Source organism: Mycobacterium cajalii (genome assembly GCF_045809005.2).
In the GTDB taxonomy this organism is placed as follows: domain Bacteria; phylum Actinomycetota; class Actinomycetes; order Mycobacteriales; family Mycobacteriaceae; genus Mycobacterium.
Genome location: NZ_CM141436.1, coordinates 981,001 through 999,424, shown reverse-complemented (window position 1 = coordinate 999,424; position 18,424 = coordinate 981,001). Strand labels below are relative to the sequence as shown.

The following is an 18,424-nucleotide window of genomic DNA, read 5'->3' as shown; positions in this document are numbered from 1 at the left end:
CTGATTTCGGTTTGGGGTTTATTCGGCTTCGGCCGGGGTCTCGGAAGATTCGGTGGGGGCTTCCGAAGCGGGTGCGGACGAGGCCTTCTTCTCCTGCAGCGCGGCCGCGAGCCGGGCGATCTGCGAGGCCGGGGCGTTGAACAGTCCGGCCGCCTTGGCGAGGTTGCCCTTCATGGCGCCGGCCAGTTTGGCCAGCAACACCTCGCGAGACTCGAGGTCGGCGATGCGCTCGACTTCGGCGACCGTCAGGGCGCGGCCGTCCATGTAGCCGCCCTTGATGATCAGCGCCTTGTGCTCCTTGGCGAAGGTCTTGAGGGCCTTGGCGGCGTCGACGGCTTCGCCGGTGACGAACGCGATGGCCGTCGGGCCCACGAACAGCTCGTCGAGGCCCTCGATCCCGGCCTCCGACGCAGCCCGCTTGATCAGCGTGTTCTTGGCGACCGAGTAGGTGGTCGAGGCCCCCAGCGACCGGCGCAGCTCGGCCAGGTTGCTCACCGTCAAGCCGCGATAGTCGGTGATCAGGGTGGCAGTCGAGCCCTTGAACTGCTCGGTGATGTCTGCAACGGCGGTGGCCTTGTCAGCCCTGGCCATGCATACCTCCTGGTGTGGTCGTGTCCATGTGACCCACCGGAAGAACGACGAACGCCCCGGCGCAGCAGCGGCCGGGGCGTCAACGGTGCACCGGAGCGCGCCGGCGATGATGCCTCGTCCTCCTGCGCGGGCCGCCGGGATGCTCCCGGACCTTCGACCGATTGCTCGGTGACCGACGGTCTTCGGTGGATCGGCCATCAGGATAGCCCGGCCACCCGCGGTCGGCCAAAACGGCCCGACACGCCGGGGACCGCCGCCCACGGGCCCACCGCGGAACTCACGCCGCGGCGGGGGGCCGGTCCAGCGTGGCCAGCCGGCCCGCGCCGACCAGACCCGCCTCCCCACCGAGCTCCGCGGGCACCACCCGCAGGCCGGCCAGGAAGTCCAGGCCGGCGTAGCCGGCCAGCGCCGCCCGCAGCGGCTCGAACAGCAGGGAACCCGATTTCGCGACCCCTCCCCCGACGACGACCAGGTCCAGGTCGCACACCGCGCCCACCGAGGCGATCATCGCCGCCAGCGCGGTGGTGCCCCTGCGGAAGGCCCGCTGCGCCACCGGATCCCCGGCCGCCGCCGCGGCGGCCAGACCCCTGGCGCCGGTACCGGGCGGCGCGGACCAGCCGTGTGCCCGCGCCCAGCGCACCATCGAGGGCCCCGACGCCACGGTCTCGACGCAGCCGTGGCCGCCGCACGTGCAGGGCCGCCCGTCCTGTTCGACCACCACATGACCGACGTGCCCGGCGTTACCGGTGCGCCCGGCATACGGCACGCCGTCGAGCACGAGCCCGCCGCCCACGCCGGTGGAGACCACCATGCCCAGCATGAAGCGCGCCCCGCGGCCCGCGCCCCGCCAGTGCTCGCCCAGGGCCATGCAGATGCCATCGCCACCCAACCGCACCGGCACGCCGGGCGCCCCGGGAATCAGGGCCGCGACCCGGTCGCGCAGCGGGAAGCGCCGCCAGCATTTGATGTTGATGGGGCTGACCGTTCCGCGGTGCAGGTCGACGGGGCCGGCCGACGCGATGCCCACGGCGCCGACGGGAGCGTCGGCCACGCGCTGCACGTCGGCGATCGCCGCGGCGACGGCGTCCCACACCGCTTCGGCGACCCCGCCGGTGGGGGTGGGGCGCACCGCGGTGTGCACCAGCGCGCCGGCGGCGTCGGCCAGCCCGGCGGCGATCTTGGTGCCCCCGATGTCCAGGCAGAGGGTGTACATGGCGCTCAGTGCCGGTGGGTGTTGTCGGGTTGGCGCGGGTCCCCGGGATGCTCGTAGCCGGGCCCCAGCCGGACCAGCGCCGCGCGGCGCTCGTCCAGCCAGATCCGGAAGGCGCGGCGGCGCGCGGCACCCCGCAGGTGCTCGGCGATCGCGCACCGCACCTCCGCCAGCGGCGGGCCGACGAGTGCGGGGGCCCGCCAGCCGTGCGGGGCCGGGGTCGGCGCGGCGAACCGCAGCGGGTTGCGGGCGTGGTAGGCGGCGACGTCGTCGTCGGTCACCGCGACCCCGGCGGTGACATCGGCGAACAACGCTCGGGCGCGCGGATCGGCCAGCACGGCGGCGGCGACGCTGCCGATCTCCAGCCGGGCCGCGGCGTCGGGCAGCAGCTCGGCCTCGGTCGGGGCGCCGCCCGCGGTGAGTCCGCGCGCGCCGGCCTCGGCGGCGACCACCCGCTCGGTGACGATCAGCTGGGTCAGCCAGCGCCGCAGTTGACGTCCCTCGCTGCTACCGGCGGCGGGCAGCGCCGCCGCACCCGGACCGGCGCGCAACCGCGCCTCGGCCGCGTCGAGGTCGGCGAGCGCGACGGGCGCGCCGCCGACGGCGGCCACCGGATGGCCGCTCATGTCACACTCACCTGCACCGCCGGTGAGTAGACGAGCCGCCCGGCACAGCCCAGCCGGACCAGGGCCCACCACCGGCCCGGCTCCAGCCAGGCCGGCGGGGTCACGTCGAAGCCCAGCTCGATCGTGCCGCCGGCGGGCAGCACGGCGCCGCGCACGGCCGGGCCCAGCCACTCCCAGGTGCCCCACGGGCTGATCAGATGCGCCTCGAGCGTCACGTCGGCCCGCGCGTGGCTGCCGACCGTGACCGCCAGCCGGGCCGTGTCCCCGGCGCGCAGCGTGACGTCGGCGGGGCCGTCCAACAGATAGGCCAGTCCGCCGAGATCGGCGTCGCCGCCCACCGCCACCACGCATACATCCTCGACCACCTGACGCCACGCAGCGGGGATTTCGCCGCCTGCCAGGCGCAGCTGCGCGCGGACCGGATAGAGCCCGGGTCGTGCGCGAGCCGGGATCGCCACCGTCACGTCGGCTTCCCGGTGCCCGCCGGACTCCAGCGCCAAGGGCAGCTCACCCGGCGTGGCCGACCAACCGTCCGGGCACACCACCGTCACCGCGCCGTCCAGTGCGGCATCGCTGCAGTCGCCGGCCGCGGTCAGTCGCAGCACCACCTCCGTGCCGGGGTCGGCGGTCACCCGGGTGGGGTGCAGGTGGGCGACCGCGGGCAATCCACCGAGGGGCGCCGGCCCCCGGTTGTGCAGCCAGTAGCGCGCGTAGAGGGGCTGGGCGGCCTCGGCGTGCGGGGCCAGCGCGGCGGAAGTCGTCGACAGCCGGGGTGTTTCGAGCCACGCCAGCACCGTGGCCACCTGATAGCCGTGCAGGTGCACGGAGTCGACGGGTTCGCCCGCCGCTTCCAGCAGGTCGGCGGCGCGCAGGCCGGTGATCGCGGCGATCGAGGAGCCCAGCGCCACACGGGTGGGTGTCCCCGTCGCCTGCACCAACCGCAACGCCACCGCGCCGGGGTCGACCGGCCGGGCGCTGCCCGCCGCCAGCGGGTTGCCCGCCGCCTTGAGGGCGGCGAGCTGCACCGCGTCGGCGGGGTCGGCGCGCAGCAGCGATCCCGCCGGCGGCAGCACGGCCTCCCGCTCGCCGGCGACGACGGCAAGCAACGGGTGCGAGAATTCCGCGCTGCGCGCCGGGATTCCGGCCTGCCGCCAGTCGCCGTCGCCGCAGGCCAGCGCGTAGTCGAAGGCGTGTGTCCAGTGCTGGAGCTGGAAGTTCGAGCCGTCGGGCGCGGTGCGGCGCGGCTCGTCGATCCAGGTGCCCGACGGCCAGCCGGTGCAGGATCGCAGCAGCGCGGTGTGCAGCGTGCCCTCGATGTCGACGGCGAAGCTGGGCACCCCGCGGTTGAGCAGCGCGACCGTGCGGTCTTCGCAGGGGCCCATCCCCGACGGCGCCCGCTGCGCGACGGCGATCTCGGCGTCGGCGAGATCCTCGGCCACCGCCGCGATCTCGGCGCGCAGGCTTTCCTCGTCGCGGCCGTCGAGCACCAGCACGGGCAGCGCCCGCGGCGGGCGCAGGTCGGCACCGGGCACCCAGACCACCGCCAGCGGGGCCGCGGCCGGCACCCACACCCTGGCCCGGCCGGTCGCGGCCAGTTGCCGGTCGAGTTCCGCGGAGTATGCCGGGCCGGCCTGCGCGAGAACGGCCGCGGTGAAGACGTTGCGGGCCGGCCCGCCCAGCGCGATCCGCACGTCGGGCAGGTTGGAGTCGACGTCGAGGTGGCCGTAGCGCGGCTTGGCGGCGCCGCTGCAGGTGGCCGTGACACCGGCGCGGACCAGCGCCACCAGCAGTTCGCGCGCCAGCGGTGCGGAGTTCGTCTCGTCGGGCGAGACCACCTCGGCCACCGACACCGCCCGCGCGGCGGCCCCGGCCCGTACCCGGGCCGCCGCGGACAGCCCGAACCAGCCGTAGGCCGGGTTGTCCAGGGTCCACAGGTGCTGTGCGGTGTCCACCGAGCGTTCCCGGTCGCCCAGCAGGGCGAAACCGCGCCCGATGACGGCGTCGCCCACCTCGCTGACCGGCATGGCGCCGGGCACCGGGCACGGCCAGCGCAGGCGCACCAGGCGGTCGGCACCGGTGAACTCGTCGACGGTGGTGCGGCAGTCCACCCGCGCCACGCCGCGCCACAGCGTCAGGGTCTGGGTGTAGCGCAGCAGCGCGCCGACGCGGCCGTGGACCACCAGCCGCTGACCGAGCGGGCCACGGTAGGCCTGCACCCGCGCGGGGAAACCGGCCGAGCACACCACCGGACCCCTGGGCAGCAGGTGCCAGGGGCCCTCGCCCTGCGTCGGGTGCGACGAGTACTCCTCGTAGACGGCCAGCTCGTTGCCGACCCGGCCGTCGGCGATCAGCTGCTGGGCACCGTGCCACAGCGCCGCCACGCCCCCGCCCCGCGCCGGGTCGACGGCCAGCCGGTAGTGCTCGTTGGCGATCTCCGATCCGGGTACGGGCTCCCAGCCCGTCGGTGCCCCGGCGGGGAGCAGGCGGTAGGCACGCCAGCCCAGCGACGGCACGTCGGCCGCCAGCCAGGTGATCGACCGGCCGTCGTGCCCGACGTGGGCGGGCACCTCGGCGCCGTCGGCGTCGACCACCCGCACCCCCGGTGCGGCGGCGCGGTCGAGCCGGGCGGTCACGATGTCGGTGCGCTGCCGCGCCAGCGGATTCCACACGGTCACGTCCCCGGTCATCGCCTCCGAGAGCAGCGCCAGCGAGTTGTCGCGAGCCGCGCGGCCCAGCTCCCACGCGTCGCGCCAGCCGGTCAGCAGGTCCAGGTAGACCTGGTCGGATTCCGATCCGGTGATCGCGTCGTGGTGCGCCCCGTAGGCCAGCTGCACCCACGCCTTGGACAGCGCGGCCTGCGGATACTCGGCGCCGGTCGCGAGCGCGGCGAACACGGCGAAGCGCTCGGCGGCGAGGACGGCGTTCTCGGCGGCCCGGTTGGCCTGTTTGGTGTCGATGTAGGACACGTCCTTGCCGGTGTAGATCGGGTTCATGTCGCGGGTCTGCGGCGACGGCGCACACCCGCGCCCGGCCAGTTCGGCGCGCACCGCGGCGAAGAACTCCCGCGGCAGCGCGCACACGAAACGCGGCCAGGTGTAGCGGGCGGCCCAGTCCCGGTGGATCGAGGTGACCCACTTGTTCGGCGGTGTGTAGTCGGTGCCGACGGGCAGCAGCACGTTGCGCGTCAACGCCACCCGCTTGAGTTGTGCGAACAGCGCGTAGGTGGCGTCCTCGGCCTCGGCGAGCGTGCTCGCGGAGTCCATCCACCAGCCCGCCGAATAGTGCGCGGGCATGTAGTGGGTGAGCAGGCCACGACCGGACGGCGAGATCCACTCGAACTCGCTGCTGAACTGCATGCGATCGACCCCACCGGTCTCGGGACCGCCCTGGGCCGGACCCCACTGGTGGTGCGGACCGCGCGCCCACGAACTCGACGTCAGGCCGGCATCGGCCGCCAGCCCGGGGAACTGCGGGTCGTGGCCGAACACGTCGAGCTGCCACGCGGTGGCCGGGTCGGCGCCCAGGACGTGACGTTGAAAGCCGATGCCGTGCACCAGATTCCGGATGGTCGTCTCCGGGCTGGTGAGGTTGGTGTTGGGTTCGTTGTAGGTGCCGCCCATCACCTCGACGCGGCCCTCGGCCAGGAACCGGCGCAGGTCGGCCCGGTCCTCGGGGCGCGTGTCCCAGTACGGTTTGAGGTAATCAACCTCGGCCAGCACGAACTTGTAGTCGGGATCGCGGCGGGCCGTTTCCAGGTGGGCGCGTACCAGGTCGAAGCCGTTGCGCTGGCGCGCCCGGCCGGGCGGGTCCTCGGTCCACTCGCTGGTGTAGGCGCCCTGGGTGTTCCACCAGACCGGGTCGTAGTGGAAGTGGCTGACCATGAACATCGTCCAGCCGGGCTCGGCTATCACGAATTCGAAGTTGAGTTCGAACGACCTGGCCGACAGCTGGACGCGGGCGGCGCGCCGCTCGCCGACCACCGGCCGCTCCACCACCACCGGAACCTCGACCACCCCTTGCCCGGCGGCCGCGACGGCTTCCCCCTGCAGGCCGTCGCCGTCGATGCGGACCGGCATCGGGCGCGTGCACCCGGAAACCGTGACCCGCACCAGTTGCAGCGGCGCATCCGGCGGCCCGACGAACAGTTCAGTCGCATCGGCCGAAACCACCTGCATGCCCGCACCTTACGGGGAAGGATCGTCCCATGCCCGCACTCGCCCCGCCCGTCGCCGACGAACGAAGCGCCCTGCGCGAGTTCCTGGCTTTCCACCAGAGCGCCTACTTCGCCGTGTCCCACGGCCTCAGCGACGAGCAGGCCCGGTCCACACCGTCGGTCAGCGCCCTGTCGATCGGCGGGCTGGTCAAGCACGCCACCGGGATGCAGCGCAGCTGGATGGCCCGCGTCGCCGCCGCGCCGGGCGCGCCACCGAAGGACCCCCGGCCGTTCCAGGAGATCGCCGCGGAGTTCGCCGACCAGCACGTGATGCGGCCCGACGAGACGCTGGCCGGGCTGCTGGCGGCGTTGGAAGCCCAGCACGAGGCGTCGCTGCGGCTGGTCGAGACCGCCGACCTCGACGCCGCCGTGCCCGTCCCGCAGGACATCCCGTGGTTCCCGAAGAACCAGCGGGCCTGGTCGGTGCGCTGGGTGATCCTGCACGTGATCAACGAGCTGGCCCGGCACGCCGGGCACGCCGACATCGTGCGCGAAAGCATCGACGGCGCCACCATGTACGAGTTGGTCGCCGCGCGGGAGGGCTGGGAAATCCAGGGCTGGGTCAAGCCCTGGAGCCGGTGAGCGGCCGCGCAGAGATTGGGAGTTGACACCGCCGGTTTGGCAGACTGCTGGAATGAGCTCTACCAACCACCGAGAGGTGGCCAGGCTGGACCGGGTGCCCCTGCCGGCCGAAGCGGCCCGGGTGGCCGTCACCGGCTGGCAGGTCACCCGCGCCGCCGCCCGCTTCCTCACCACGCTGCCGGGCCGGGGGCCGTGGCAGCAGAAGGTGATCAAGCAGCTCCCGCAGACCTTCGCCGACCTCGGCCCGACGTACGTGAAGTTCGGACAGATCATCGCGTCCAGCCCCGGGGCGTTCGGCGAATCGCTGTCCCGCGAGTTCCGTGGCCTGCTGGACCGCGTGCCCCCGGCCGACAACGCACAGGTGCACAAGCTGTTCGTCGAGGAGCTCGGCCGCGAACCCGCCGAACTATTCGCCACCTTCGAGGAGAAGCCGTTCGCGTCGGCGTCCATCGCCCAGGTGCACTACGCGACCCTGCACACCGGCGAGGACGTCGTCGTCAAGATCCAGCGGCCGGGCATCCGCCGCCGGGTGGCCGCCGACCTGCAGATCCTCAAGCGCTTCGCCCAGGCCGTCGAACTGGCCAAGCTGGGCCGCCGGCTCTCGGCGCAGGACGTGGTCGCCGACTTCTCCGACAACCTGGCCGAGGAGCTGAACTTCCGCCTCGAGGCGCAGTCGATGGAGGCCTGGGTCTCCCACCTGCACGCCTCCCCGCTGGGCCAGGGCATCCGGGTGCCGGAGGTGCACTGGGACTTCACCAGCGACCGGGTGCTGACGATGGAGCGGGTGCACGGCATCCGCATCGACGACGCCGCCGCCATCCGCAAGGCCGGCTTCGACGGAACCGAGCTGGTCAAGGCGCTGCTGTTCAGCCTGTTCGAGGGCGGCCTGCGGCACGGGCTGTTCCACGGCGACCTGCACGCGGGCAACCTCTACGTCGACGAGGCGGGCCGGATCGTGTTCTTCGACTTCGGGATCATGGGGCGCATCGACCCGCGAACCCGCTGGCTGCTGCGCGAACTCGTGTACGCGCTGCTGGTCAAGAAGGACCACGCCGCGGCCGGCAAGATCGTCGTGCTGATGGGCGCGGTCGGCGCGATGAAGCCCGAGGCCGAGGCCGCCAAGGACCTGGAGCGCTTCGCCACCCCGCTGACGCTGCAGACCCTGGGCGACCTGTCGTACGCCGACATCGGCCGGCAGCTCTCGGCGCTGGCCGACGCCTACGACGTCAAGCTGCCGCGCGAGCTCGTGCTGATCGGCAAGCAGTTCCTCTACGTCGAGCGGTACATGAAGTTGCTGGCGCCGAAGTGGCAGATGATGTCCGACCCGCAGCTGACGGGGTACTTCGCCAACTTCATGGTCGAGCTCAGCCGCGAGCACTCCTCCGACCTCGAGGCCTGACCGAGACCGATGGAAATACGTAGCGGGCACGCCGTCTCGCCCTCCCCCGCCGGTGACCTGAAGCTCTACTACGAGGACATGGGCGACATCGACCATCCGCCCGTGCTGCTGATCATGGGGTTGGGCGCCCAGCTGCTGCTGTGGCGGACCGCCTTCTGCGAGAAGCTCGTCCGGCACGGGCTGCGGGTCATCCGCTACGACAACCGCGACGTCGGCCTGTCCAGCAAGACCGAGCATCGCGGCTCCGGGCAGCCGCTGGCGGTCCGTTTGGCCCGCTTCTGGGTCGGTCTGCGCAGCAACGCGGCTTACACGCTGGACGACATGGCCGGCGACGCCGCCGCGGTGCTCGATCACCTGGGCATCGAGCACGCCCACGTCGTGGGGGCGTCGATGGGCGGCATGATCGCCCAGGTCTTCGCGGCGCGGTTCCCCGAACGGACCAGGACGCTGGGAATCCTGTTCTCCAGCAACAACCGCCCGTTCCTGCCGCCGCCGGCCCCGCGCGCGTTGCTGGCGCTCCTCAAGGGCCCACCGCCGGGCTCACCGCGCGAGGTGATCATCGACAACGCCGTGCGCGTCACCAACATCATCGGCAGCCCGCGCTTCCGCGCCACCGAGGAACAGGTCCGCGCGGAAGCCGCCGAGGGCTACGACCGCAGCTACTACCCGCAAGGCGTCGCCCGGCACTTCGGCGCGATCCTGGGCACCGGCAGTCTGAGGCGGTACAACCGGGGCATCGGTGCGCCGACCGTCGTGATCCACGGCCGGGCCGACAAGCTGATGCGCCCCTCCGGGGGCCGTGCCGTTGCGCGCGCCGTCACCGGGGCGCGACTATTCTTGTTTGACGGCATGGGCCACGACCTACCTCAACAACTGTGGGATCGGCTGATCGGCGTGCTGACGAGCAATTTCGCCGAGGCCCGCTGAGGTCGGTCGGCCGGGCTTTCACGGGGTTGGGAGCGAATTCCGTGGGAACTCTGTCAGGGCCAAAATCGTGGCGTTGGAAGGATGGTTGACGATGAGTGACCTGAAACCCTATTACGAAGAGTCGCAGGCGACGTACGACCTCTCGGACGACTTCTTCGCGTTGTTCCTCGATCCGAACATGGTCTACACGTGCGCCTACTTCGAGCGCGACGACATGTCGCTGGAAGAGGCACAGCTCGCGAAGCTGGACCTGGGGCTGGACAAGCTGCACCTCGAGCCGGGGATGACGCTGCTCGACGTCGGATGCGGCTGGGGCGGGGCCGTGGTCCGAGCCCTAGAGAAATACGACGTCAACGTCATCGGGATCACGCTCAGCCGAAATCACTACGCGCGCACCAGAGATAGGCTGGCCGCGATCCCGACGACCCGGCGGGCCGAGGCCCGACTGCAGGGTTGGGAGGAGTTCGACGAACCCGTCGATCGGATCATCAGTTTCGAGGCTTTCGACGCGTTCAAAAAGGAGCGGTGGCCCGTGTTCTGGGACTGGGCCTACAAGACGCTCCCCGACAACAGCCGGATGATGATGCACAGCATCTTCACGCGGCCGCAGTCGTACTGGCACGAGCACGGCATCCCGATCACGATGACAGACCTGCGTTTCCTGCGTTTCCTCGGCAAGGAGATCTTCCCCGGCGGCCAGATGTGCGGCGAACCCGACATCGTCGACAACGCACACCACAGCGGGTTCTCCATCGAGCAGGTCCAATACCTGCAGCCCCATTACGCCCGAACCCTCGACATGTGGGCGGCCAACCTCGAGGCCAACCGCGAACGCGCCATCGCCATCCAGTCCGAAGAGGTCTACGACCGCTTCATGCGCTATCTCACCGGCTGCGCGGGCCTGTTCCGCAAGGGCATCTCCAACGTCGCCCAGTACACGCTCACGAAGTGAGGGCGGGCGCCCACCGCGCGCCGCCGGATCCCGCTGCGCCGCCTTGGGTTCGGCCGACGATTCGCGCGGCGCGCAGATCGTCCGACGCGCATGCCGCTGACGGCCCGCCTCGTGCATCTTCGACGGCTTGGCGCTTTCACGGCCGGGATCCTCGTCTTCGGCCAACCCCCGACACCCACGGACAGGTGAGCCCATTCTCGCCCGATCGGCGCCCGCCCTGGCCGACGTCGTGGCGCGTTGGCAAACAAGCGACCGCTGGGTAGCATCGCTGCGAACGTAAATCAGGAGAGCATTTCCAGCATGCCCGAGCAACCGGCGATTCCCGCACTCGACGACGTCCGGCCCGGCTACGACGTGGTCATCGTCGGTGCCGGTTTCGGCGGCATGGGCGCGGCGATACAGCTCAAACGACTCGGATACGACAACATCGCGATTCTGGAGCGCGAGCCCGGCCTCGGGGGGACCTGGTACCTCAACCGGTATCCGGGCCTGGCCGTGGACGTTCCGGGCACCACCTACTCGTACTGGTTCGAGCCCAACCCGCACTGGTCACGGCTGTTCCCGCCCGGTGAGGAGTTGCGGCAGTACGCCGAAGACGTCGCCGACAAGTACGACGTGCGCCGCCACATCCGGTTCGACACGACGGTCGAGAGTGCGCGCTGGGACGAGGACGCCCACGTGTGGCGGGTGACGCTGGCCGGCGGCGATGGCCTGACGACACGCTTTCTGATCACCGCCACCGGCTTCCTGTCACAGCCGCACACACCGCAGATTCCCGGCATCGAGGGTTTCGGCGGGAAGATCGTCCACACCACGGCGTGGGATCACGACTACGACTTCGAGGGGCGCCGCGTCGCGCTCATCGGAACCGGAGCGACCGCTGTGCAGTTGATTCCCCAACTGGCCGCCAAAGCCTCCGACCTCACGGTGTACCAGCGCACCGCGATCCATGTGGTGCCCAAGATCGACTTCGCCATCCCGGCCTGGCTGCGATGGGTGTTCGCTCAGATCCCGCTTGTGCAGCGAGCCCTCAGACAGGTGACCGACACCGTTTTCGACGTGATCCTGGACGGCGCGCTGCACTACCGCGGTTTGCGGCGGCTGAACATCGCCGCGTCGGATCTCTCGAAGATCAACCGCTTCATCGCGATCCGCGACAAGGAGTTGCGCCGCAAGCTGACGCCCGACTACGACTTCGGCTGCAAACGCCCGACGTGGTCGAACAGCTACTACCGCACTTTCGCCAAGCCCCACGTACACGTGGAGACCAATCGCATCGAGCGGATCGAGCCCGACGGCATCGTCACCGCCGACGGGCACAAGACCGTCATCGACACGTTGGTGCTGGCCACCGGTTTCGACCTCTGGGACGCCAACTTCCCCGCGTTCGAGGTGGTCGGGCGAAAGGAGCGGAACCTCGGGAAATGGTGGCGCGATGCCGGGTTCCAGTCCTACCAGGGGGTGTCCATTCCCTATTTCCCCAACCTGTTGAGCCTGGCCAGTCCGTTCGCGTTTTCCAGCTTGTCGTTCTTCAACACCGTCGAATATCAGATGCGGCACATGGACCGGCTCTTCGGTGAGCTCCAGCGCCGGGGAGCCACAGAGTTCGAGGTGACCGAGGGGGCAATGGCGCGGTTCATGGACCGGATGACCGCCCGCCTCGACAAGACCGTCTTCCACGCGGGCGACTGCGCCACCTCGCGGTCCTATTACTTCGACCCCAGCGGCAGGGCGTCATTGCTGCGGCCCACGTCGGTGCTCAACGCGGTGCGGGAGGCGTCCCGCTTCCCGCTGACCGATTACACGATCAGCTGACCCGAATCGAGAAATCCCGCGCAAGCGTGTTTTAAATCCATCGCTCGCGCCAGACCGCGAGTAGGGTTCCCGCAGCGGCATCGAGTACAGGTGCCGGTTCGGTCGGGAGGCCACGATGTTCGAGCACCGGGCGGGGGCCACGCTCAAACGGTCCAATCATGACTGCAATCTCGAGAACGTGCAGGCGCACTACGACCTGTCGGACGATTTCTTTGCGCTGTTCGTGGATCCGACACGCACCTACAGCTGCGCCTACTTCCCGCACGAGGGCATGTCCTTGCACGAGGCTCAGCTCGCCAAACTCGACCTGACGCTCGACAAGCTGGGGTTGCGACCGGGGATGACCCTGCTCGACATCGGCTGCGGCTGGGGTTCGGTGATGAAGCGCGCCGTCGAGCGCTACGACGTCAACGTCGTCGGCCTGACGCTGTCGAAGAACCAGCACGCGTACTGCCAGCAGGTCCTCGACGGGATTGACAGCGACCGCTCACGGCGGGTGCTGCTGCGCGACTGGGCCGAGTTCGGCGAACCGGTCGACCGGATCGTCGTCATCGAGGCGCTCGAGCACTTCGGGTTCGACCGGTACAACGACTTCTTCAAGTTCGTCTACAACGCCCTGCCCACCGACGGCGTCATGCTGTTGCACACGATCACCGGGCTGCACGTCAAGCAGGCCATGGAGCGCGGCATCCCGCTGACGATGGAGATGGCGAAGTTCGCCAGGTTCATCGCGACCGAGATCTTCCCCGGCGGCCGGCTGCCGATGATCGAGGCAGTCGAAGAGCACGCGGCGAACGCGGGGTTCACCGTGAACCGCATCCAGTCGTTGCAGTCGGATTTCGCCAGGACCCTCGACTTCTGGGCCGACGCGTTGGAGGGACGACACGACGAGGCGATCGCGATCCAGTCCGAAGAGGTCTATGAGCGCTACATGAAATACCTGACCGGATGCGCCAAGGCGTTCCAGGTAGGGTACATCGACTGCAACCAGTTCACGCTGGCAAAGTAAGCCTCTCGCGCCGACCAGCGTGTTTCGGGTGCACACGGCGCAGTCGGTATGGTTGCAACGAACATCACCCAGGAGAACAACACCACCATGGCTGAGCAACCGACGAGGCCGACCAAGACGCGGACACGCGCCGAGGACATCCAGGCCCATTACGACGTCTCCGACGATTTCTTCGCGCTGTTCCAGGATCCGAGCCGGACGTACAGCTGCGCGTATTTCGAGCGTGACGACATGCCCCTCGAGGAGGCCCAGTACGCCAAGATCGACCTGAACCTGGACAAGCTGGACCTCAAGCCCGGGATGACACTGCTGGACATCGGCTGCGGGTGGGGCACCACGATGAAGCGGGCCGTCGAACGCTTCGACGTCAACGTGATCGGGCTGACGCTGTCGAAGAACCAGCACGCCCGCTGCGAGCAGGTGCTCGGCGCGATCGACACCACCCGCTCGCGCCAGGTGCGGCTGCACGGCTGGGAGGACTTCACCGAGCCGGTCGACCGGATCGTGTCGATCGAGGCCTTCGAGCACTTCGGGCACGAGAACTACGAAGACTTCTTCAAGCGGTGCTTCGACATCATGCCCGACGACGGCCGGATGACCGTCCAGAGCAGCGTCAGCTACCACCCCTACGAGATGGCGGCTCGCGGCAAAAGGATCACGTGGGAGACGGCGCGCTTCATCAAGTTCATCGTCACCGAGATCTTCCCCGGTGGCCGGCTGCCCTCCACCGAGATGATGGTCGAGCGCGGCGAGAAGGCGGGTTTCGTTGTGCCCGAACCGCTTTCGCTGCGCCCGCACTACATCAAGACGCTGCACATCTGGGGCGAGACGCTGGAGTCCAACCGGGAGAAGGCCATCGAGGTCACCTCCGAAGAGGTCTACGAGCGCTACATGAAGTACCTGCGGGGCTGCGAGCACTATTTCTCCGACGAGATGCTGGACTGCAGCCTGGTGACCTACCTCAAGCCGGGGGCGGCCGCCTAGCTCGTCGGAATGGCGCCGCGCCGTTCGTCGAACAGGTAGACAGGTAGACAGTGAAGCACATGGCTTCGCCCCCCTACCGGAGGTGACGAGACATGCAGTACCTGGCGCTGCGGTTGGCCGGGGTGTCCGGCCTCTGACGCTGCGCCGATGACCGACCTGGATGGCGTCTTCCGCAGGGAATGGCGACCTGCCGTCGCCGCGCTCGCGCGGTGGTCCGGTGACCTCACCGTCGCCGAGGACGCCGTCCAGGAGGCCTGCGCCGAGGCGCTGCGCAGCTGACCGGCTCGCCGGTGGTGCGCGCCAACCGCGCGCTGGCCGTCGGGTTCCGCGACGGGCCGCAGGCCGGCCTGGCCGCCCTGGACGAGGTCGCCGACGATGCCCGGCTGGCCCGCTCGAACCTCGTCGCGACGGTGCGCGCCCACCTGCTGCGGCGCGCCGGGCAACCGGCCGAGGCCGTCACCTGGTACCGGGCGGCGTTGGAATCCAACGGATCCGAGCCGGGCCGGGCGTTTCTGCGGCGCCGCATCGCCGAGTGCGGCGGCTAAGCGTTCGCCACACCAGTCACAGCGGTAACGCGCGGGAAGCCGCCATTCCGATTGCAAATCCGATATCGCGGGCGATATCGCGTTTGAAACTTGTCTAATGGTTCAGGCGCGGGCACGCTTCATTTTTCGGCACCCTGCGGGCGCCGACTCACTACGCCTCGGCGAAGTTGCGGGTGATCGACGGGTCGACGGGAATGCCCGGGCCGGTGGTCGTCGAGACGGTGATCTTCTTCAGGTACCGGCCCTTCGACGCGGACGGCTTGAGCCGCAGCACCTCGTCGAGCGCGGCGCCGTAGTTCTCGGCGAGGCTCTTCTCGTCGAAGGACGCCTTGCCGATGACGAAATGCAGGTTGGCCTGCTTGTCCACCCGGAAGTTGATCTTGCCGCCCTTGATGTCGGCCACGGCCTTGGCGACGTCGGGGGTGACGGTGCCGGTCTTGGGGTTGGGCATCAGGCCGCGCGGGCCCAGCACCCGGGCGATGCGCCCGACCTTGGCCATCTGGTCGGGCGTCGCGATCGCGGCGTCGAAGTCCAGGAACCCGCCCTGGATCTTCTCGATCAGGTCGTCGCTGCCGACGATGTCGGCCCCGGCGGCCTGCGCCTGTTCGGCCTTCTCGCCGACCGCAAACACCGCGACCCGGGCCGTCTTGCCGGTGCCGTGCGGCAGGTTGACGGTGCCGCGGACCATCTGGTCGGCCTTGCGCGGGTCGACGCCGAGCCGGATCGCGACCTCGACGGTCGCGTCCTGCTTGGCCGACGACGTCTCCTTGGCCAGCTTGGCCGCCTCCAGCGGGCTGTACAGGTTGTCGCGGTCCACCTTCTCCGCGGCGGCGCGGTAGGCCTTGCTGTTCTTGCTCATCAGATATCCAATCTCGTGGTTGGTTGTGGTTTCAAGCGGGCCGAAGCTGGCCCTCCCACCCGTTGGTGACGGTTATTCGACGGTGATGCCCATCGACCGGGCCGTCCCGGCGATGATCTTGGCGGCGGCGTCGATGTCGTTGGCGTTCAGGTCGGACTTCTTGGTCTCGGCGATCTCGCGGACCTGGTCCCAGCTGACCTTGGCGACCTTGGTCTTGTGCGGCTCCGCCGAGCCCTTGCCCACACCGGCCGCCTTGAGCAGCAGCTTGGCGGCGGGCGGCGTCTTGAGCGCGAAGGTGAAGCTGCGGTCCTCGTAGACGGTGATCTCCACCGGGATGACCTGGCCGCGCTGGTTCTCCGTGGCCGCGTTGTAGGCCTTGCAGAACTCCATGATGTTGACGCCGTGCTGGCCGAGCGCCGGGCCAACCGGCGGGGCCGGGTTGGCCTGCCCGGCCTGGATCTGCAGCTTGATCAGCCCGGCGACTTTCTTCTTCGGGGCCATGAGATGTGGGTGTTCCTTCCTGGGTTGTGCAGCCGGTCCGCCGGCTAGATCTTGGAGACTTGGCCGAACGTCAACTCCACCGGCGTTTCCCGGCCGAAGATCGACACCAGCACCTTGAGCTTCTGCTGCTCGGCGTTGACCTCGTTGATCGTGGCCGGCAACGTGGCGAACGGCCCATCCATGACCGTCACCGATTCGCCGACCTCGTAGTCGACCTCGACGGCCGCACGTTCCAGACCACCCGTCTCGGCGGCGACGGCGGTGCTGGCCGCACCCTTGGCGGGCTTCTTCGCCGCGCCGCGCGGGAGCAGGAACTTCACCACGTCGTCGAGGGTCAGCGCCGACGGTCGCGACGTCGCGCCGACGAAACCGGTCACCCCGGGGGTGTTGCGCACCGCGGCCCACGAGTCGTCGGTCAGGTCCATGCGCACCAGGATGTAGCCGGGCAGCACCTTGCGGTTGACCTGCTTGCGCTGGCCGTTCTTGATCTCGGTGACCTCTTCGGTGGGAACCTCCACCTGGAAGATGTAGTCGCCGACGTCGAGGTTCTGCACCCGGGTTTCCAGGTTGGCCTTGACCTTGTTCTCGTACCCGGCATAGGAGTGGATGACATACCAGTCGCCGGGTTTGCGGCGCAGCTCCGCCTTGAGCGCGGTGGCCGGGTCGACGTCTTCGGCCGACTCCGCCGGAGCCTCGGGCCCGGCGGCGTCGGAGGCCTCAGCGGCCTCCAGAGCCTGGTGGGGCTCCGCGGCCTCCAGCGCCTGGGGCGCCTCTTCGCGCTCCTCCACGTCGACCGCTTCGCCCGCGGACGTGTCACCGTCGAAGGTACTCACGGTTTTCAGTCCTTCCTGTCAGTCTCGAAAGCTCAGCCGAACACCAGCAGCACGAGCTTGGTCAGGCCGAAGTCCGCGAGGCCGACCAGCGCCACCATGAAGGCGAGGAACACCAGCACCACCGAGGTGTAGGTGAGCATCTGCTTGCGGTTCGGCCAGATCACCTTCCGCATCTCCGCAACGACCTGCTTGAGGTAGTTGTAGACGAAGACGAAGGGGTTGGCGGAACTGCCGGCTTTCGTGGTCTTCGGCGCGTTTGTGGCCTTGCTCTTGAGGCCCTTCTTGGCCTTGCCCTTGCCCGTCCCGGCCTCGGCCGACGACTCGTCTCCGCCGGCGCCGCCCGCGTCGTCCGCCCGCTGCCGTGACCGCTTACCCGTGGGCCGTTGCGGGCGCGCCGCGGTCTGGGTCGCCACCGCCGTGCGGCCGCCGCTCCCGCGGCTCTGCTCGGTGTCGCCGCCGTCGCGTGCGGCGTCGTCGGCAACGTCCTTCTCGTCGCTCACCGCATGCTCCTTTGTCCGATAACTATTTCGTGAGCCGTCCCGTTGTGATGAGGCACACTTCCAGTGTCCACCATGGCACGATACCCAGTGTCCGACTCCTCCTCAGGCCGTCCCGGCCTGCATCGTCGTCGGACGTACGCCGTCAGCAGGGGCGACAGGACTTGAACCTGCAACCTGCGGTTTTGGAGACCGCTGCTCTGCCAGTTGAGCTACGCCCCTTCGCGGTTGGCAGGACAGATCCACCTCCGACCCGGTCCAACCCTGTCCTCAGGGCTTGCACGGCGCGCGCTTCCGCTCGTGCAATTCGTGGGAAGCGCGTTAATGCTGGGAAAACCCCGAGGTTCGAGTGTACATCGACGCGCGAGTCAGTTACTAATCACGCAGTTCTGACGACCTGTCCCGATTCCGCATCCCATTTGAGCTGGATCGAGTTGTCACCCTCGTGCCCCATCAGGGTCGTGTAGGCCTCCAGGACCACCTCACCGTCCTCGTTGGTGCAGGTGTTCTTCGTGACGACGATGTCGGCGCCGAAGCGCTCGTCCACCGAATAGACCTCCATCCTGGCGAACAGCTTGTCGCCGACGCGCACCGGCCTCAGGTAGACGAACTTCTGGTCGACCTGGACAATCTGCATCGTCTCCATGCCCACGTCGACGTTCCGGAAGAAATCGTCCTGCACGAGTTTCGCGAAGATCGACACGAACGTCAGCGGCGCGATGATGTTGTCGTGGCCCAGCTCGGCCGCCTTCTCCTCGTAGAAGGTCGCGGGATCGGTGCACTTGACCGCGCGCGCGAAGCTGCGGACCTGCTCGCGGCCCACGACGAAGTGGTCCGGGTACCGCCAGACCATGCCGCGGATGTCGACCTTGAGCGCCATC

Annotated in this window: 17 protein-coding genes, 1 tRNA gene and 1 pseudogene; 9 read left to right on the top strand and 10 right to left on the bottom strand. The window is 69.4% G+C overall.

Annotated elements, in window-relative coordinates:
• Positions 1-18 precede the first annotated feature (18 nt).
• The 4 genes from rplJ to ACJ512_RS04780 form a co-directional block, all read right to left on the bottom strand.
• The gene (gene rplJ / locus ACJ512_RS04795; RefSeq protein ID WP_407687649.1) at positions 19-591 is read right to left on the bottom strand and encodes a 50S ribosomal protein L10; all 573 of its coding nucleotides are present in this window, start codon (positions 589-591) and stop codon (positions 19-21) included.
• A 277-nt stretch (positions 592-868) separates the two neighbouring features.
• Positions 869-1,804 (bottom strand): ROK family protein, encoded by a 936-nt coding sequence (locus ACJ512_RS04790; RefSeq protein WP_407687650.1) that lies wholly within the window; start codon positions 1,802-1,804, stop codon positions 869-871.
• A gap of 5 nt (positions 1,805-1,809) precedes the next feature.
• On the bottom strand, positions 1,810-2,427 hold the full coding sequence (locus ACJ512_RS04785) for a DUF7158 domain-containing protein (protein ID WP_461479980.1): 618 nt from the start codon (positions 2,425-2,427) through the stop codon (positions 1,810-1,812).
• Positions 2,424-6,602 carry a glycoside hydrolase family 38 N-terminal domain-containing protein gene (locus ACJ512_RS04780; RefSeq protein WP_407685115.1) on the bottom strand — a complete coding sequence of 1,393 codons (4,179 nt, stop codon included), beginning with the start codon at positions 6,600-6,602 and terminating at the stop codon, positions 2,424-2,426. The genes ACJ512_RS04785 and ACJ512_RS04780 overlap by 4 nt, the downstream gene beginning before the upstream one ends.
• 29 nt (positions 6,603-6,631) lie before the next feature.
• On the opposite strand from ACJ512_RS04780, the gene ACJ512_RS04775 reads away from it, so the two are divergent.
• The 9 genes and pseudogenes from ACJ512_RS04775 to ACJ512_RS04735 form a co-directional block, all read left to right on the top strand.
• Positions 6,632-7,222, top strand: coding sequence for a DinB family protein (locus ACJ512_RS04775; RefSeq protein ID WP_407685116.1), 591 nt, complete (start codon positions 6,632-6,634; stop codon positions 7,220-7,222).
• Between the two features lie 52 nt (positions 7,223-7,274).
• Positions 7,275-8,621, top strand: a complete 1,347-nt coding sequence (locus tag ACJ512_RS04770) for an ABC1 kinase family protein (protein ID WP_407685117.1) — start codon at positions 7,275-7,277, stop codon at positions 8,619-8,621.
• A gap of 9 nt (positions 8,622-8,630) precedes the next feature.
• Positions 8,631-9,548 carry an alpha/beta fold hydrolase gene (locus ACJ512_RS04765; RefSeq protein WP_407685118.1) on the top strand — a complete coding sequence of 306 codons (918 nt, stop codon included), beginning with the start codon at positions 8,631-8,633 and terminating at the stop codon, positions 9,546-9,548.
• Between the two features lie 91 nt (positions 9,549-9,639).
• Positions 9,640-10,500 carry a cyclopropane mycolic acid synthase family methyltransferase gene (locus ACJ512_RS04760; protein ID WP_407685119.1) on the top strand — a complete coding sequence of 287 codons (861 nt, stop codon included), beginning with the start codon at positions 9,640-9,642 and terminating at the stop codon, positions 10,498-10,500.
• Between the two features lie 300 nt (positions 10,501-10,800).
• On the top strand, positions 10,801-12,315 hold the full coding sequence (locus ACJ512_RS04755) for a flavin-containing monooxygenase (RefSeq protein ID WP_407685120.1): 1,515 nt from the start codon (positions 10,801-10,803) through the stop codon (positions 12,313-12,315).
• A gap of 115 nt (positions 12,316-12,430) precedes the next feature.
• Entirely contained in the window at positions 12,431-13,324 is an 894-nt protein-coding gene (locus tag ACJ512_RS04750) for a cyclopropane mycolic acid synthase family methyltransferase (RefSeq protein ID WP_407685121.1), read from the top strand.
• Between the two features lie 87 nt (positions 13,325-13,411).
• The gene (gene mmaA4 / locus ACJ512_RS04745; RefSeq protein ID WP_407685197.1) at positions 13,412-14,308 is read left to right on the top strand and encodes a hydroxymycolate synthase MmaA4; all 897 of its coding nucleotides are present in this window, start codon (positions 13,412-13,414) and stop codon (positions 14,306-14,308) included.
• A gap of 147 nt (positions 14,309-14,455) precedes the next feature.
• Positions 14,456-14,587: a hypothetical protein gene (locus ACJ512_RS04740; protein ID WP_407685122.1), complete on the top strand. Its 132-nt coding sequence runs from the start codon at positions 14,456-14,458 to the stop codon at positions 14,585-14,587.
• Positions 14,581-14,853: pseudogene (locus ACJ512_RS04735) on the top strand (RNA polymerase subunit sigma-24); the annotation flags it as partial. The gene ACJ512_RS04740 and the pseudogene ACJ512_RS04735, both read left to right, overlap by 7 nt.
• Positions 14,854-15,004: 151 nt before the next feature.
• On the opposite strand, the gene rplA reads toward ACJ512_RS04735, so the two are convergent.
• From rplA to hadC, 6 genes are all read right to left on the bottom strand, one after another.
• Complete coding sequence (rplA, locus tag ACJ512_RS04730) at positions 15,005-15,712, bottom strand: 50S ribosomal protein L1 (protein WP_407685123.1); 708 nt, start codon at positions 15,710-15,712, stop codon at positions 15,005-15,007.
• Positions 15,713-15,784: 72 nt separating this feature from the next.
• Positions 15,785-16,213 carry a 50S ribosomal protein L11 gene (rplK, locus tag ACJ512_RS04725; protein WP_369740671.1) on the bottom strand — a complete coding sequence of 143 codons (429 nt, stop codon included), beginning with the start codon at positions 16,211-16,213 and terminating at the stop codon, positions 15,785-15,787.
• A 44-nt stretch (positions 16,214-16,257) separates the two neighbouring features.
• A complete protein-coding gene (gene nusG / locus ACJ512_RS04720; RefSeq protein WP_407685124.1) occupies positions 16,258-17,046 on the bottom strand; it encodes a transcription termination/antitermination protein NusG in 789 nt (262 codons plus the stop codon).
• Between the two features lie 32 nt (positions 17,047-17,078).
• The gene (secE, locus tag ACJ512_RS04715; RefSeq protein ID WP_407685125.1) at positions 17,079-17,546 is read right to left on the bottom strand and encodes a preprotein translocase subunit SecE; all 468 of its coding nucleotides are present in this window, start codon (positions 17,544-17,546) and stop codon (positions 17,079-17,081) included.
• Positions 17,547-17,692: 146 nt separating this feature from the next.
• Positions 17,693-17,765, bottom strand: a tRNA-Trp gene (locus tag ACJ512_RS04710).
• Positions 17,766-17,922: 157 nt separating this feature from the next.
• Entirely contained in the window at positions 17,923-18,423 is a 501-nt protein-coding gene (hadC, locus tag ACJ512_RS04705; RefSeq protein ID WP_407685126.1) for a (3R)-hydroxyacyl-ACP dehydratase subunit HadC, read from the bottom strand.
• Position 18,424 lies beyond the last annotated feature (1 nt).

Coding starts and splice junctions, on each gene's coding strand:
- rplJ (WP_407687649.1), bottom strand. CDS start 591: ATGGCCAGGGCTGACAAGGCCACCGCCGTTGCAGACATCACCGAGCAG.
- ACJ512_RS04790 (WP_407687650.1), bottom strand. CDS start 1,804: ATGTACACCCTCTGCCTGGACATCGGGGGCACCAAGATCGCCGCCGGG.
- ACJ512_RS04785 (WP_461479980.1), bottom strand. CDS start 2,427: ATGAGCGGCCATCCGGTGGCCGCCGTCGGCGGCGCGCCCGTCGCGCTC.
- ACJ512_RS04780 (WP_407685115.1), bottom strand. CDS start 6,602: ATGCAGGTGGTTTCGGCCGATGCGACTGAACTGTTCGTCGGGCCGCCG.
- ACJ512_RS04775 (WP_407685116.1), top strand. CDS start 6,632: ATGCCCGCACTCGCCCCGCCCGTCGCCGACGAACGAAGCGCCCTGCGC.
- ACJ512_RS04770 (WP_407685117.1), top strand. CDS start 7,275: ATGAGCTCTACCAACCACCGAGAGGTGGCCAGGCTGGACCGGGTGCCC.
- ACJ512_RS04765 (WP_407685118.1), top strand. CDS start 8,631: ATGGAAATACGTAGCGGGCACGCCGTCTCGCCCTCCCCCGCCGGTGAC.
- ACJ512_RS04760 (WP_407685119.1), top strand. CDS start 9,640: ATGAGTGACCTGAAACCCTATTACGAAGAGTCGCAGGCGACGTACGAC.
- ACJ512_RS04755 (WP_407685120.1), top strand. CDS start 10,801: ATGCCCGAGCAACCGGCGATTCCCGCACTCGACGACGTCCGGCCCGGC.
- ACJ512_RS04750 (WP_407685121.1), top strand. CDS start 12,431: ATGTTCGAGCACCGGGCGGGGGCCACGCTCAAACGGTCCAATCATGAC.
- mmaA4 (WP_407685197.1), top strand. CDS start 13,412: ATGGCTGAGCAACCGACGAGGCCGACCAAGACGCGGACACGCGCCGAG.
- ACJ512_RS04740 (WP_407685122.1), top strand. CDS start 14,456: ATGACCGACCTGGATGGCGTCTTCCGCAGGGAATGGCGACCTGCCGTC.
- rplA (WP_407685123.1), bottom strand. CDS start 15,712: ATGAGCAAGAACAGCAAGGCCTACCGCGCCGCCGCGGAGAAGGTGGAC.
- rplK (WP_369740671.1), bottom strand. CDS start 16,213: ATGGCCCCGAAGAAGAAAGTCGCCGGGCTGATCAAGCTGCAGATCCAG.
- hadC (WP_407685126.1), bottom strand. CDS start 18,423: ATGGCGCTCAAGGTCGACATCCGCGGCATGGTCTGGCGGTACCCGGAC.